Annotated in this window: 13 protein-coding genes; 5 read left to right on the top strand and 8 right to left on the bottom strand. The window is 50.3% G+C overall.

The genetic code is table 11. From position 1 onward, the window contains the following. Window positions 1-31: 31 nt before the first annotated feature. From ACYU8Y_RS02510 to ACYU8Y_RS02520, 3 genes are all read left to right on the top strand, one after another. Entirely contained in the window at window positions 32-1,321 is a 1,290-nt protein-coding gene (locus tag ACYU8Y_RS02510; protein ID WP_460933863.1) for a serine hydroxymethyltransferase, read from the top strand. A 110-nt stretch (window positions 1,322-1,431) separates the two neighbouring features. Beyond that, entirely contained in the window at window positions 1,432-2,289 is an 858-nt protein-coding gene (tatC, locus tag ACYU8Y_RS02515) for a twin-arginine translocase subunit TatC (RefSeq protein ID WP_460933865.1), read from the top strand. A gap of 130 nt (window positions 2,290-2,419) precedes the next feature. Then, complete coding sequence (locus ACYU8Y_RS02520) at window positions 2,420-2,641, top strand: hypothetical protein (RefSeq protein ID WP_460933867.1); 222 nt, start codon at window positions 2,420-2,422, stop codon at window positions 2,639-2,641. A gap of 6 nt (window positions 2,642-2,647) precedes the next feature. On the opposite strand, the gene ACYU8Y_RS02525 is transcribed toward ACYU8Y_RS02520, so the two are convergent. The 8 genes from ACYU8Y_RS02525 to ACYU8Y_RS02560 all read right to left on the bottom strand — a co-directional run bounded on the left by ACYU8Y_RS02525 (window position 2,648) and on the right by ACYU8Y_RS02560 (window position 10,912). Then, window positions 2,648-4,000 (bottom strand): DUF58 domain-containing protein, encoded by a 1,353-nt coding sequence (locus ACYU8Y_RS02525; protein ID WP_460933869.1) that lies wholly within the window; start codon window positions 3,998-4,000, stop codon window positions 2,648-2,650. Next, complete coding sequence (locus ACYU8Y_RS02530) at window positions 3,997-4,815, bottom strand: tetratricopeptide repeat protein (RefSeq protein WP_460933871.1); 819 nt, start codon at window positions 4,813-4,815, stop codon at window positions 3,997-3,999. Before ACYU8Y_RS02530 ends, ACYU8Y_RS02525 begins: the two co-directional genes overlap by 4 nt. Further along, window positions 4,812-5,987, bottom strand: a complete 1,176-nt coding sequence (locus ACYU8Y_RS02535) for a hypothetical protein (protein WP_460933873.1) — start codon at window positions 5,985-5,987, stop codon at window positions 4,812-4,814. Before ACYU8Y_RS02535 ends, ACYU8Y_RS02530 begins: the two co-directional genes overlap by 4 nt. 76 nt (window positions 5,988-6,063) lie before the next feature. After that, window positions 6,064-7,038, bottom strand: a complete 975-nt coding sequence (locus tag ACYU8Y_RS02540; protein WP_460933875.1) for an AAA family ATPase — start codon at window positions 7,036-7,038, stop codon at window positions 6,064-6,066. 49 nt (window positions 7,039-7,087) lie between these two features. Further along, window positions 7,088-8,272 carry a DUF4350 domain-containing protein gene (locus tag ACYU8Y_RS02545; protein ID WP_460933877.1) on the bottom strand — a complete coding sequence of 395 codons (1,185 nt, stop codon included), beginning with the start codon at window positions 8,270-8,272 and terminating at the stop codon, window positions 7,088-7,090. Between the two features lie 30 nt (window positions 8,273-8,302). Further along, window positions 8,303-9,097 (bottom strand): DUF4129 domain-containing protein, encoded by a 795-nt coding sequence (locus tag ACYU8Y_RS02550; RefSeq protein ID WP_460933879.1) that lies wholly within the window; start codon window positions 9,095-9,097, stop codon window positions 8,303-8,305. Then, window positions 9,081-9,971 (bottom strand): hypothetical protein, encoded by an 891-nt coding sequence (locus ACYU8Y_RS02555; protein WP_460933881.1) that lies wholly within the window; start codon window positions 9,969-9,971, stop codon window positions 9,081-9,083. The genes ACYU8Y_RS02550 and ACYU8Y_RS02555 overlap by 17 nt, the downstream gene beginning before the upstream one ends. Next, on the bottom strand, window positions 9,968-10,912 hold the full coding sequence (locus tag ACYU8Y_RS02560) for a stage II sporulation protein M (protein WP_460933883.1): 945 nt from the start codon (window positions 10,910-10,912) through the stop codon (window positions 9,968-9,970). Before ACYU8Y_RS02560 ends, ACYU8Y_RS02555 begins: the two co-directional genes overlap by 4 nt. A 170-nt stretch (window positions 10,913-11,082) precedes the next feature. Between ACYU8Y_RS02560 and ACYU8Y_RS02565 the strand changes: the two genes are divergently transcribed. Together ACYU8Y_RS02565 and ACYU8Y_RS02570 are read left to right on the top strand one after the other, a co-directional pair. Then, window positions 11,083-11,778, top strand: coding sequence for an RDD family protein (locus ACYU8Y_RS02565; RefSeq protein WP_460933885.1), 696 nt, complete (start codon window positions 11,083-11,085; stop codon window positions 11,776-11,778). Between the two features lie 58 nt (window positions 11,779-11,836). Next, window positions 11,837-13,027 carry a M20 metallopeptidase family protein gene (locus ACYU8Y_RS02570; protein ID WP_460933887.1) on the top strand — a complete coding sequence of 397 codons (1,191 nt, stop codon included), beginning with the start codon at window positions 11,837-11,839 and terminating at the stop codon, window positions 13,025-13,027. The last annotated feature ends 148 nt before the right edge of the window (window positions 13,028-13,175 follow it).

The raw sequence follows: 13,175 nt of genomic DNA on the forward strand, positions 1-13,175 counted from the left end.
CATAATAACCGAATACAAAAACGCTCGTAGCATGACGACCGCCACCACCACCCGCGATACGCAGGTATTTGACCTAATTGCCAAAGAACAGCACCGGCAGGAGTCGGGTATTGAATTAATAGCTTCCGAAAATTTTGTATCGCCTGCCGTTATGGAAGCGGCTGGCAGCGTCCTGACCAATAAGTATGCTGAGGGGCTTCCCGGCAAACGGTATTATGGCGGTTGTGAAGTGGTTGATCAGGTGGAACAAATTGCCATTGACCGGGCCAAAGAACTCTTCGGAGCTAGCTGGGTCAATGTGCAGCCACACTCAGGAGCCAACGCAAACACGGCTGTCTTTCTGGCGTGTTTACAACCCGGCGATACTATTCTAGGATTCGACCTTTCACACGGTGGGCACCTGACCCACGGTTCATCGGTCAATATTTCGGGTAAGTATTTCCGTCCTACATTCTATGGGGTAGAACGGGAAACCGGTGTTATCAACTACGATGTCGTTGAGGAGACGGCTAAACGCGAACGGCCTAAACTGCTTATCTGCGGGGCATCGGCTTACAGCCGTGATTGGGATTACGCTCGCCTGCGGGCCATTGCCGACGAAATAGGGGCGCTCCTGCTGGCCGACGTATCGCACCCTGCTGGCTTGATTGCCAAAGGTTTATTGAATGATCCGCTCGCTCATGCGCACATTGTCACCACCACCACGCATAAAACGTTGCGGGGCACACGGGGGGGCATTATCATGATGCGAAATGATTTCGAGAACCCATATGGTATTAAAACCGTAAAGGGCGAAACACGGACGATGTCGTCGTTGTTGGATTCAGGTGTGTTTCCGGGTACACAGGGTGGTCCGCTGGAACACATCATTGCAGCCAAAGCCGTTGCGTTCGGGGAAGCGCTGAGCGACGATTTCTATGACTATGCAGTTCAGGTGAAAGCCAATGCCCAGGCCATGGCCAAAGCGTTCCTGAGTCGGGGATATGAGATTATTTCGGGCGGTACCGACAATCACCTGATGTTGATTGACCTGCGTTCGAAAGGATTGACGGGTAAATTAGCTGAAAATACGCTTATTAAAGCCGATATCACGATCAATAAGAACATGGTTCCGTTCGATGATAAATCGCCGATGGTCACTTCGGGTATACGAGTTGGAACGGCGGCTATGACAACGCGCGGCCTGAAAGAATCGGATATGGAACAAATCGTCGTATATATCGACAAAGTGCTGATGAATCATGACGACGCTGCCACGCTGGCAACCGTAAAAGAAGAAATCAACGAGTGGATGAAAGTATTTCCACTCTATAAAAGTTAACCATTAAAGACGAAAGAGCGAAAGAATGAAAGAGCGAAAGAGTGGCTACAAACTCGCGTTACTTACCTGCTTTCGCTCTTTCGCTCTTCACTCTTTCGCTTTTTAAATCAATGCCACTAGATCAACTGACTGACGAAGAAATCGAGTCCGAAGGCAAGGAAATGTCCTTTCTGGACCACCTGGAAGAACTCCGCTGGCACATTATCCGGGCGGTGGGATCCATTTTCCTATTTGCGATCATTGCCTTTGTCTTCATAGACGATATTTTCAGAGTTGTCATTCTGGGTCCTAAAAACCCTGATTTCTGGACATACCGGATGATGTGTAAACTGGCTGACACAACGGGCTACGCCGATCTGTGTGTGAAGAAACTCAATTTCGAACTGCAGTCTCTTGGCGTATCCGATCAGTTTACCATGGCCATGACTTCGTCAGCTATTATTGGTCTGTGCTTTGCCTTTCCCTATACGTTCTGGGAAATATGGCGGTTTATCAAACCTGGCCTACGTTCCGTAGAAAAGGAAGCCGCCCGTGGCGCTGTATTTTTCGTTTCCTTGCTATTTTTGATGGGGTTACTGTTTGGCTACTTTATCGTTTCTCCTTTGGCCATCAACTTTCTGGCGAACTTCCAGATTACGCCTGAAATTAAAAACCAGTTCGATATCACGTCGTACATCGGCATACTCGTAACTCTCTCGCTGGGCTGCGCTCTGATATTCCAGATGCCAATGGTGGCGTATGTCTTATCGAAAGTGGGGGTTTTAACGCCGAAATACATGCGTGAGTACCGCAAGCATGCCTGGATCGTGATTCTGGTTGTAGCTGGTGTTATCACGCCATCGCCCGATATTTATAGCCAGGTGCTGGTAGCTTTACCGCTGACGTTACTCTATGAAGTAAGTATCATCGTGTCGGGACGAATTGAAAAAGCACGGCTAAAAGCACAGGCTGAACTGGATAAAATATAGTCAAATACAACGTAGCAAAGAGGCCCTTTTGAACCAAGAGGGCCTTTTGCTTTAGTATGGGTAAGTGTATCTTTACTAAAAAGCAGACAGACAAAAGGGTTGATCTGTCTGCGTAAGTAGTTTTTAGGGAATGGAACAGTACGATTTTAAAAAATACCATTACCGCTCTATCAACGCGGCTACGGATGCCGAGCGGGCGGCCATCAATCAGGAATTGAAAGATTTATACGCGTCTTTACCCGACTCGGAGAAAGAAGAGTTTAATCGCCAGTTGCAGTCGTTTCTCGCGAAAGAAATGGGGCGGCTGAAGTCTAATTATGAGTCCGTAAAAGGGAATCTGGGCGACAATTAAACAGCTTCAGATCATTCCCCTAGCTTTCAGTTCCAGGTATTTATTAACGGTGTCAGCGGTCAGGTTCTGCGGTGCGGTGAGGATTGTTTGGATACCATATTGAGCCAGCTCCTTCACGATTTGTTTCTTCTCGAATGTGAATTTTTCTCCGATGGTCTTTAGGTAGATCTGTTCGGTATCCGTGGCAGGCTGGTCAAGTAAGCTGCGCAATTCCGTATTCTCAAAGAAAATAACCAATAGCAAATGGTCTTTGGCTAACCGACGCAGATAGGGTAATTGCCGGTGCATGGCACTGACCGTTTCAAAATTGGTGAACAGCAGCAACAGGCTTCGCTGGCGAATGTGAGTTCTGACACTGGCATACAGGCTTTCATAATCTGTCTCCAGGAATCGGGTTTTCTGGCGGTACAGGAGTTCCAGAATCCTCAGCATATGCCCTGTACGGCGGTCGGCGGGGAGGAGTTGCCCAATTTGATTAGAAAAAGTCAGGATGCCGGCCCGATCCTGTTTTATAAGCGCAATGTTGCACAAGACTAGACTGGCGTTGATGGCATAGTCCAGTAAAGTCAGGCCATCGAAGGGCGACTGCATCACGCGGCCCTTATCGATCAAGCAATAAACGGGTTGCGAACGTTCGTCCTGGTAGGCATTAATCATCAGCGATGTTCCCTGTGCATCGCTCCGACGGGAGGTTGCTTTCCAATTAATGGTTCTGACATCGTCGCCGGTGGCATACGGGCGAACCTGCTCAAATTCCATACTATGCCCCAGGCGTCGAATCCGCTTTACACCTACTTCGTTCAGTCGATTGGTAGCCGCCAGAAGCTCATACTGCCGCATTTGCAGATACGATGGATACACGGCCACCATTTTGCCCTGCTCAAATTGAAAGCGCCGTTTTAACAAGCCCAGGGGCGACAATGCAAAAACGTTGACGGCACCAAAGCTGTATTCTCCCCGTTGGGTTGGCCGGAGTTCATAGCGGATAGCCCGCGTTTCGCGCGGGTTCAGGTTGGCTTTGAACAGGACATCACGTCGTTGGAACTGAAACGGAATTTCGTCGATCACCTCCACATGGGTTCGAAAAGCGTATTGATTCTCGAGGTAAATCGTAATCGGATTCTCATCGCCATTCGACAGGCGGTCAGGAACTTCACGACGGGCGAAGACGCCACTTTGTGCCTGATTCCGAAACAAAAGCCAGGCGTCCAGGCCCGTTAGGATAACAAACACTACAAAGGCAACCCGGACCAGCGGAAACAAAATTGGAAACGCATAGGCCGCCACAAACAGCAGCACAAGTACTGTGAGCGTAAACCATAAACGGGTAGCGACGAAAAGAGGGCGAAAGAATGTCAATGGGGTGGATTTTTTAACTGATGAATAGCCTCGTCAATTTCTTCTTCGTAAATCGGATTGAAGTCATCTTCCTGGTAGTCGCCTGCCCGTTCGGCACGTAAGGCTTTAACGAAAAATGACGCGTCCTGAAAAGCGGTCCGGGCTTCGGTTAGGCGGCCCAGTTGTAGAAACGCCCGTCCGCGCTGATAGGCGACCAGCGCACTTCGGTTGAAATTTTTAGCCGCCTGCGCCAGATCGTTCAGGGCTTTGTCGGCCTGTCCGACGGCCATGTAACTCACCGCCCTGCTAACGAAATGTTTATAGTTGACCCATTCGGCTCCATGCTTTCGGGTGAGTGAATCGATCGCCATGCAAAACTGGTCAATCGCTTTCGGGTAATTATGGAGACCGCGATAGGCCAGCCCCTTCATGTAACTGACCGGATTATGGCTTATCATATCATCGAAGTTGGGCGTCAGAGCATCGTAGGCGTCAAAATGCTGGATCGCCCGCGGATAATCCTTCAGCGATCTTAGATAAACCTCGCCGACCATACCCTGTTCTTTAGGGTAAGCGTTGCCCGTTTTTTCCAGCCACAACGTAGCTTTTTCATAATCATACCGCCAAAGATGATAGAAGAAGCGGGCGCGGTAATTCTGAGCGGAGGTCACTGAAGTATCAAAATGGCCTCTTTGATGGCTCTCCGTACCAAAAAAGCCGGGTTCGGGACGGCGGTTAGCGGCCAGCGTAGAGGCCGATGACTTTAGATAGTATTCGCCAGGCTGAGCGAAGACTGAGATAGAAACCAGAAGGCAGAGAATCAAAATAAGCTTCATGGCAGAACATCGGTTATGCGCCCATCTTTAAGGCGGAACGTAATTGCCACCGATACATCATGGGGAGGGTTGGCCGGTTGTGGTTGACGCAAAGCCGGATCCGCTCCGACGCGGGTCTGACAAATGTCTCGTAATTGATTCGTTATCCGGCTATCGAATAGTTTGGGACAATAATCTTCGTCAAAACCACCCAGCTCAAATGAGCCCTGCTCGCCTTCGCAGTTAACGACGAACCGAACCCAGATCAGGCCCGACTGATCGGCCTGGTGAGCGGGTTGGTAATAGGTCTTTATCAGTTGCATAAGCTCGTAGCGTTTAGTGGGGCTGCTGATTGGCCTTGTATGCCACGTTTGTGAGAAACAATTGTCGCAAGGCTGAAACTCGCTGGGGCGGCATACCTCATCCGGTGCTATAGTCCGGATCAGGCGAAATGTTTCTGTCGTTACGGCACAGCCATTCCAGCCAATAGCCTGCATCTGGTTTGAGTTCAGACCGGCAATCTGCCAAAGCGGCTTAAAACCTCCATCGGTACTACGTTGATTTCCCCGGATAACCAAAAATGCCGATGGCCCAAACTGGACTATTTGCCAGAAATGAGCCGTTTTCTTTTTCGTCCCCGTGGTTTCCAGACTAACCTGCCCGTTGGCATACAAGCTAATCGTCAAGTTATTTGATTGCCACACCCGTCCATTGAGCTGCTCATAAGCACTGGCTGAATCGATTGGAATAGCACCAAACTTTCGAAATACCATCGGATATTGTGTCCCGATGCGAAGCAAATCACGCTGAACACTAACCAATCGCGGAGCATAATGGATGGTATCCAGACGCACTGAGTCGCCCTGAATGGCCCAGGTTGACAGAAGCGGCTGCGCTGAATTATCGACCATGCCCAACTGGTAAGCCCCGTCGGCAGCCAACCGGATATAGGTCGGCAACGGACAAAAGAAATTATTGTCCCATTCGGTGTGAACGCCAATCCAGGTACCGGTCAGCTGCTCACGGCTGGGTGACTGGGCGTGAAGGAATGGAGCATAGAGACAGAGAACAATGGTACGTAAGACCTGCTGTACGCTCAGAAGCCTCTGTCCGGCAGGCCAGTTTCTACTGATGTGCCATTGCCTGCGATCGTACAGCAAGCCGTTAATGAATAAGGTCGCTATCCACTTCATCGGGATACGTCTATTGTCTGTGTCCGTTGTCCATAAACCCGTGGCTTCACGAAGTCATTTATCCAGGGTTTGTATTTTACCGGGGTACTTCAATTTTCTGTACCAACTGATTGATAACTTCATCGGCTGTGCCTCCCTCCATTTCACGTTCGGGGGTGAGCAGCACGCGGTGGCGTAGTACCGAGGGAGCCAGTTCCTGCACATCTTCGGGCGTAATAAAGTCGCGTCCCCGAAGCGTAGAAAGAGCTTTGGCGCTATTGAGCAGCGCTACCGACGCGCGGGGCGACGCTCCCAGATAAAGCGATTTAGTAACCCGGGTCGTCTGCACAATCTGGGCAATGTAGTCGAACAGCTTATCTTCCACATGAACCTGATGCACTAACCCGCGTAACGTTGACAATTGCTCGGCCGTCAGAACGGCATTAACGGCATCGAGCGCATCTGCCAGGTTCCGCCGTTGATGGTTGCCCCTTAAAATGTCGACTTCTTCGCTGGTGGTAGGGTAACCGACGATGATTTTAAACAGAAATCGGTCCAATTGCGCTTCCGGCAACCGGTATGTGCCTTCCTGCTCAATAGGATTCTGGGTAGCCAGTACCATGAAAGGCTCATCGAGCGGGTAGGTCGTTCCATCATTAGTTACCTGGCGCTCTTCCATTACTTCAAACAAAGCCGCCTGCGTTTTGGCCGGAGCCCGGTTTATTTCGTCGATGAGTACCAGGTTGGAAAAAATAGGGCCTTGCCGAAAAATAAAATCGCCGGTTTTGGGCATAAAGACCGAGTTGCCCAGAACGTCGGATGGCATCAGGTCGGGAGTGAACTGAATCCGGCTGAAGCCCACCGACATGGTTTTGGCCAGTAGTTTGGCGGTGAGTGTTTTGGCAACACCCGGCACCCCTTCGATAAGCACATGCCCGTTGGCGAGCAACGCCGTCAGGAGTAAATCAACCGTCTGATGCTGCCCAACAATGACTTTTCCGACCTCGGTGCGGATGGCCTCAACGGCAGTCGTAAGCGACGTAAGGTCTAAGCGAGTTTGTAAAGAGTCCATAAGGAATGTCTGAACCGCTTGAGCGGCCTGATGGGGCCGCCCAAGCGGTTCAGATAGCTTGTTTAAAGTTTTCCATTGCCTGGTTCAGGGTAATTAAATCAAATTCTGACAGGGATATGCTTTTCTGGGCGTCGCGAAGAAGCCGTACCAGATCGGCCGTTTCGTTGAGTGGGACGCCACTTTTTCGAGACAGGGCTTCGACGAATTCCTTGTCCAGACTGGTTGTATTAAGGCCGTACCGTTCGCGAAGATCGGCCAGGAAATACTGAATTTTCTTGCGGGCAAGGTTTTCATGATCTCCCTGCTGGAAGTACATACGGCCAATGGTTTGCACAAAATCCAACGACGTGTTGGCTGGGGGCTCGACAACCGGAATGATACGCTGTGTTCGCTTCCCGGCAAAAATCGCGTAAAAAATCAAGCCAAACGCCACCAGATAATAAGCCCAGTTAAGGGCTGGCTGGGAACGAATATACCGAAAAATAGACTGCTCATCTTCATTGAACCGCCCTTGTTTCGCGTACTCGTCCCAATAGGTTGTCCGGGGGGGCAGATAAGTAAGTGCCTTAAACGCGTAATCGGCCGTTTTCTGGTCCAGAACATAGTAGTTCGTAAAAGCCAGCGGTAAATTATGAATGAAAAAATGCCCTTTTCCATAGTTGATACGAATAAAAGTGGGCTCTTTTCGCCCATTACGGCCTAAAATCGTAATGAGGGTGGGTCGCTTAATTGTTAGGAAATTACGGCCGTCATCATGAAAAAAATTATAGCCCGTCTCTGTGTGCAACGACGGATTAACGAAGTTCTGCCGTAGGGTGGAATCGGCTTTCGACTCGTCTTTTACCTCCGCTTTAAAACCAAGGGTCACGCCCAGCGAATCGGGCAACTCATAAGCCGAAATAAATGCATTATTGCCGCGGGCAACATAGGCAGATAGCTGCTTCAGGTCATTTTTATCTGCGTCGAACTTTTGACAGATGGCTACGTAATTGCTCGGCGTTGACAGTTTCCTTTCGGTCAATAGCGTATAGATCGGCAAACGTACCGTTTCGATCGTCGACGGTTGGATGACATCCGGCAGTAGCTCAAACAAAGCCTGTGTGCCGAATGGAATCTTATCGTCGTTCTCGTAGGTCGCCTTCCAGTCAATCGGCTTCGGACGGTAGTACTCGAAGAGCACGTAGGCCGTTATGGTGACAAGCAGGATGAGCAGGTACTTATTGGGTTTTCGCAAAATCAGTAGTGCCGGATTATCGGACGATGCTTAGGTTATGGGTTGTTGCCGCCCCGATTTATTGAACGCAACGAAGGCCATTCGTAAGGCGGTAAACTGCGCTTCATCTACAGGAAAATCACCATACCAGACAAGTTCAAACTGGCTCGTCAGGCGTTCAAAATCCGTCTGAAGCGGTGAATTCGCCAGTTCGTAAACATACTGACGATTCGTTTTCTCGGGTTTATAGGCAATACGTCCTGCATCGGTTAAGTGCTTAATTGTTTTGAGGTACAGGAGCCGTACTGCCAGCCGGAAGTTTCGTTGACTGACGGCTTCCTCAATGGCTGTGTCAAAGTTGAGCTCGTGAATATTCTCGCCCAGATTTTCATATGCCAGCTCCACCGACTGCGCTTTTTTAGGAAAGAGAAATGCCAGGGCTTCAGCCTTCAGGAGCAGGTAAATGGATCCACCGGCGATGACGATCAGAATCACATACTGCCAAACGTTTTCGTACGCTGAGCTCGACAGAAAAGCACCCACTTTCCGAAGAAACCAAGCCCAGAGCCGGGCAAACGGATTTTCGGGTGTAGGAGCGTCATTCCCATATTGATAGTCATGATCGGTTTGCAGATCGCGTAAATGGGCTTGTTTGGGATAGCGCACGTGCAGCGGAGTTCGGTCATCCCTCGTGGCGGCAGCCTTGGTCGTATCGGTTGGCTGTGCCGACGCCACGGATGAACCAGCGAGCAACAGGCAGAGCAACCAAAAAGTCAGATAAGACCGACCAAGACCGGCAATCCGCAAACGGCGCAGTAGCAATCGTAAGTTAATAACCTCCTTCATCCGTTGCGCGGGGCTGCGTAGGTGACGTGCCAATGGAATCGATAGCCGAGATCAGCCCCCGACCTTCCTGCCGTTCAACCAGATTGGTGTATTGAAAACCAATGGCCGTATACAGGATGACATTGAGTAGCGTGCGGCCCACCTGATTGATGACGTTGCCCAGAATAAGCCACACAACGGAAACGTTAGGCAGCATCTTGGCACCGGTTAAAAAAGCGATAACGGTAGCGGGTACCGCAAACAGAAGGCCAACAACGCCCACGATAATGCCCATAACCACGATCAGCCCGAATGTAGACCACCACTTATCCCGAATGAGTAGGAAACAACGGGACCAGGTTGTGCCAAAATCAGCGCCTTCAAAGGCCGTAACGGCAAGTGAGAGCGACAGGACAATGGCTACATAGAGGCCAGGAATGAAAAAAAACAGGAACCCAATGCCGATGATAATTGAGTTGAGAATCGTGATAATGATGGCTCGCCCAATCATCGGTTGCACTTCGGCCCAAACGTCGGCTACAGGGATGGTGTTGCTCTTGGTTCTGTCGTAAATTTTCATGTGGGCGTAGGTCGTCACAATAACGGCCACGTTCGCCAGAACACTAAAGAACATAGCTAACCAGAAAGAGGGCGACAGAAAATTGGACATCAATTGAAAGGCTGCCATTGGATTCTGTCTATCCACATCGTTGGAGTCTTTCACAAACTGGAGCATGTCCGATTGCATAACCCCGGTAGCAATACCCGCCACCAGCGCCACGGGGCCCACAATATAAATAAGTGCCATTCCCAGACTACGTATATTCTGAATAATGTACTGGAAGGTCGCGTTGATTTTGTTGCCAAAATCACGCTGCTCGAAGAGTTGAATCATGGTTGCCGATTACGGTTTAGCGCTATAGGATAGAGAATGAAATACCAGATAATGAAAGCCGCCGAGACCAGAATGATGCTTCCGCTGACCAGGGGCGGCAACGTTAGTCGCGTCACGAAACTTTCCAGAAACCCCGCCATAATAAACACGGGAACAAGGCCAATGGCAATGGTAAGCCCTTGTTTGATACCCCGCCTGAAAGAAGTTAGCCGCGAATAGGTGCCCGGAAATAGTAGACTATTACCGACCGTCAGACCTGCGCAACCGGCAATGATAATCGCCGATATTTCGAGCGTACCATGAATCCAGATTTTAAGGATTGAGTCGAGAAGAAGGCCGCGCTCGTAGAAGAAATACTGAAAGGCACCCAGCATGACGCCATTGTAGAACAGCATGGCCATGGTACCAAACGACGCAAACAACCCAAATATGAATGTTCGGAAAGCGACGTATATGTTGTTCAGGGTAATCTGAATGAACATCGTCGATTGCCCGCTGCTGTTATACACGCCCAGTGGATCTCCTTTTTTGATGTTTTCGAGCGTCATGTTCACGTATCTGTCGCCCAAGATAAGCTGTACGAACGTGTTATCATGGGCCGCCGACACCCAACCCAGGATGCCAGCTACCAGAAAGATACCCGCCGATATGGCCAGCAATCGGTGCGACTGCCGGAAAAGCATGGGTAGTTCGTACGTCCAGAAGGTCGTAAACCGACTGCGATCGTCGCGCCGATTCTGCATGAGGCCTCGGTGCATCTGAGCCGCCAGCCCATTGAGGTAGCGGGTTACAGTCGAGTCAGGATAAAACGTTTGCGCATACGACAGATCATCGGTCAGCTCTACAAAACGGGCCGTCAGCTCATCGGGATCACGCGTCGGATTTTGCTCCATATCGCGCCATTTGTCCGTGTTGCGTTTAACGAAAAGAGCTTCGCGCATAAAGTAGGCCGATGAACAGCGGAAAAATCGTGGTAAAGACTGTTAAGTTGAGGTAAAATTCTGTTTTTAGAAAGACTTAAGTCTCTTTTACTCTAAATATTTTGACCTCAGTTTCTGACTTACGACTTTTGGCGTTCAGCCGCAGAGCGGTTTCGTTTTGATTTATACGCATGCCTGTTACAATCCGCACTTCCCAAAACGTTTCGGTAGCGTACGAACCAGCCAGCATCGGCGACCGGATTCTGGCAGCCATGCTTGATTACCTGGTCATTTTCGGCTGGGCACTGCTCGTATTCGGAATTCCGGCCAGGCTGAACGTAACGCCGGGTACGTTTTATGTCTTCGTCGCGCTTTTTCCGATTGTGGTCTATGACCTACTATCCGAATGGTTTCTGAATGGGCGCAGCATTGGTAAAATTGCCATGGGTATCCGGGTCGTTATGCTGGATGGCTCGCAGCCCGGCCTGGGAGCTTATTTGCTCCGCTGGGTATTACGGATTGTCGAGTCGGTTGCTTTTCTGGGTGGTGTTGTGCCCATCATAACGGTAGCCGCTAATGGCAAAGGCCAGCGGCTGGGCGATATTGCTGCCGGCACCACGGTCGTAAAATTGAAGCCGACGGTTTCGTTAGATGATGTGTTGATTCGACCATTACCCGAGAATTACGTTTTGCAGTTTCCTGATGTACGCCTGCTTTCAGATCGGGACGTGGGCATCGTTCGCCAAACGCTTCGCCAGGGCGACGGAAGAGTGCTTGAACTCACTGCCGATAAAATTAAGCAGGTGACCGGTGTTCGGAGTGATTTGCCCGATCGGGTCTTTCTGGAAACGGTTATCAGCGATTATCAGTTTATAACAACACAGTAGCGCGGCTCTTCAGCCGTAGCAACCAGATTTTAAAGGCGGCTTTCTGGCCGCATGACCTATGCTTGATTCCATAAAATCGCTTGCTCGTCAATACGCGTCCGATATCGTTCAGACGCGCCGACACTTACACGCCCATCCCGAACTTTCCTTTCAGGAACGGAACACGGCTCGCTTCGTAGCCGATCAACTGAAAGCAATTGGCATAACTCCGCAGGAGGGCGTAGCCGATACGGGCCTGGTCGCGCTCATTGAAGGCCGTAGAAGCGCCGGGTCGAAAGTAGTTGCGTTGCGGGCTGATATGGACGCGTTACCCATTCACGAAGCCAACGATGTACCGTATAAATCGACGGTTGAGGGTGTCATGCATGCCTGTGGGCACGATGCGCACACGGCGAGTCTGTTGGGCGTTGCCCGAATTTTACACGTTTTGCGTGATCAGTTCGATGGAACCGTAAAGCTGGTTTTCCAACCGGGAGAGGAAAAAGCACCCGGCGGGGCCTCGCTGATGATCAAGGAAGGCGTTCTGGAAAACCCGACGCCTGTCAGTATGCTTGGTCAGCATGTAGCGCCCAATATTCCAGTAGGAAAGATCGGTTTCCGCGAAGGCATGTACATGGCCAGCACAGATGAGATTTTTATGACCGTACGGGGCAAAGGCGGCCACGCAGCCATGCCCGACAACCTGGTTGATCCAGTTCTGATTGCCTCGCACATCATTGTCGCGCTGCAACAGATTATTAGCCGGAATCGCCCCCCGGCCAGCCCATCGGTATTGTCGTTCGGGCGGTTCATCGCCGATGGCGTTACCAATGTAATTCCAAACGAAGTGACCATTCAGGGTACGTTCCGGTGCATGAATGAAGAATGGCGCGAAGAAGGGAAAAAACGGATGGTCAAACTAGCCGAAGGCATTGCTGAAGCCATGGGAGGGACTTGTGAATTTACCATTGTTGACGGCTACCCTTTCCTCAAAAATCACCCTGAGTTGACCCAACGCGTACGCTCACAGGCTGTCGAGTACATGGGTGCCGCTAATGTCGTTAATCTGGATCTGTGGATGGCTGGCGAAGACTTTGCCTTTTACTCGCAGGTTGTCGACTCCTGTTTTTACCGGCTTGGTACCCGAAACGAAGAACGCGGTATTATCTCCGGCGTTCATACGCCAACCTTTGACATCGACGAAGCGGCTCTGGAAACGGGCGCAGGGTTGATGAGCTGGCTGGCCGTTCAGGAATTGAGCGTGATGTAAGCTTCAGATCCTAAAAAAGATCCAGTCAACTTCATTGATTTGGTCGAAAAACAGGTCGGTCAGTAACCCCGTTTTGGGCTACTGACCGACCTGTTTTTTTACCCGTATGCATCCTTATTCTAAATAGGGCTATTCGCCAAAACTGTGT

This window comes from Spirosoma humi, assembly GCF_054776575.1.

Excerpts from the sequence above, each read along its gene's own strand:
- ACYU8Y_RS02510 (WP_460933863.1), top strand. The coding sequence starts at position 32 with ATGACGACCGCCACCACCACCCGCGATACGCAGGTATTTGACCTAATT.
- tatC (WP_460933865.1), top strand. The coding sequence starts at position 1,432 with ATGCCACTAGATCAACTGACTGACGAAGAAATCGAGTCCGAAGGCAAG.
- ACYU8Y_RS02520 (WP_460933867.1), top strand. The coding sequence starts at position 2,420 with ATGGAACAGTACGATTTTAAAAAATACCATTACCGCTCTATCAACGCG.
- ACYU8Y_RS02530 (WP_460933871.1), bottom strand. The coding sequence starts at position 4,815 with ATGAAGCTTATTTTGATTCTCTGCCTTCTGGTTTCTATCTCAGTCTTC.
- ACYU8Y_RS02535 (WP_460933873.1), bottom strand. The coding sequence starts at position 5,987 with ATGAAGTGGATAGCGACCTTATTCATTAACGGCTTGCTGTACGATCGC.
- ACYU8Y_RS02540 (WP_460933875.1), bottom strand. The coding sequence starts at position 7,038 with ATGGACTCTTTACAAACTCGCTTAGACCTTACGTCGCTTACGACTGCC.
- ACYU8Y_RS02550 (WP_460933879.1), bottom strand. The coding sequence starts at position 9,097 with ATGAAGGAGGTTATTAACTTACGATTGCTACTGCGCCGTTTGCGGATT.
- ACYU8Y_RS02555 (WP_460933881.1), bottom strand. The coding sequence starts at position 9,971 with ATGATTCAACTCTTCGAGCAGCGTGATTTTGGCAACAAAATCAACGCG.
- ACYU8Y_RS02560 (WP_460933883.1), bottom strand. The coding sequence starts at position 10,912 with ATGCGCGAAGCTCTTTTCGTTAAACGCAACACGGACAAATGGCGCGAT.
- ACYU8Y_RS02565 (WP_460933885.1), top strand. The coding sequence starts at position 11,083 with ATGCCTGTTACAATCCGCACTTCCCAAAACGTTTCGGTAGCGTACGAA.
- ACYU8Y_RS02570 (WP_460933887.1), top strand. The coding sequence starts at position 11,837 with ATGCTTGATTCCATAAAATCGCTTGCTCGTCAATACGCGTCCGATATC.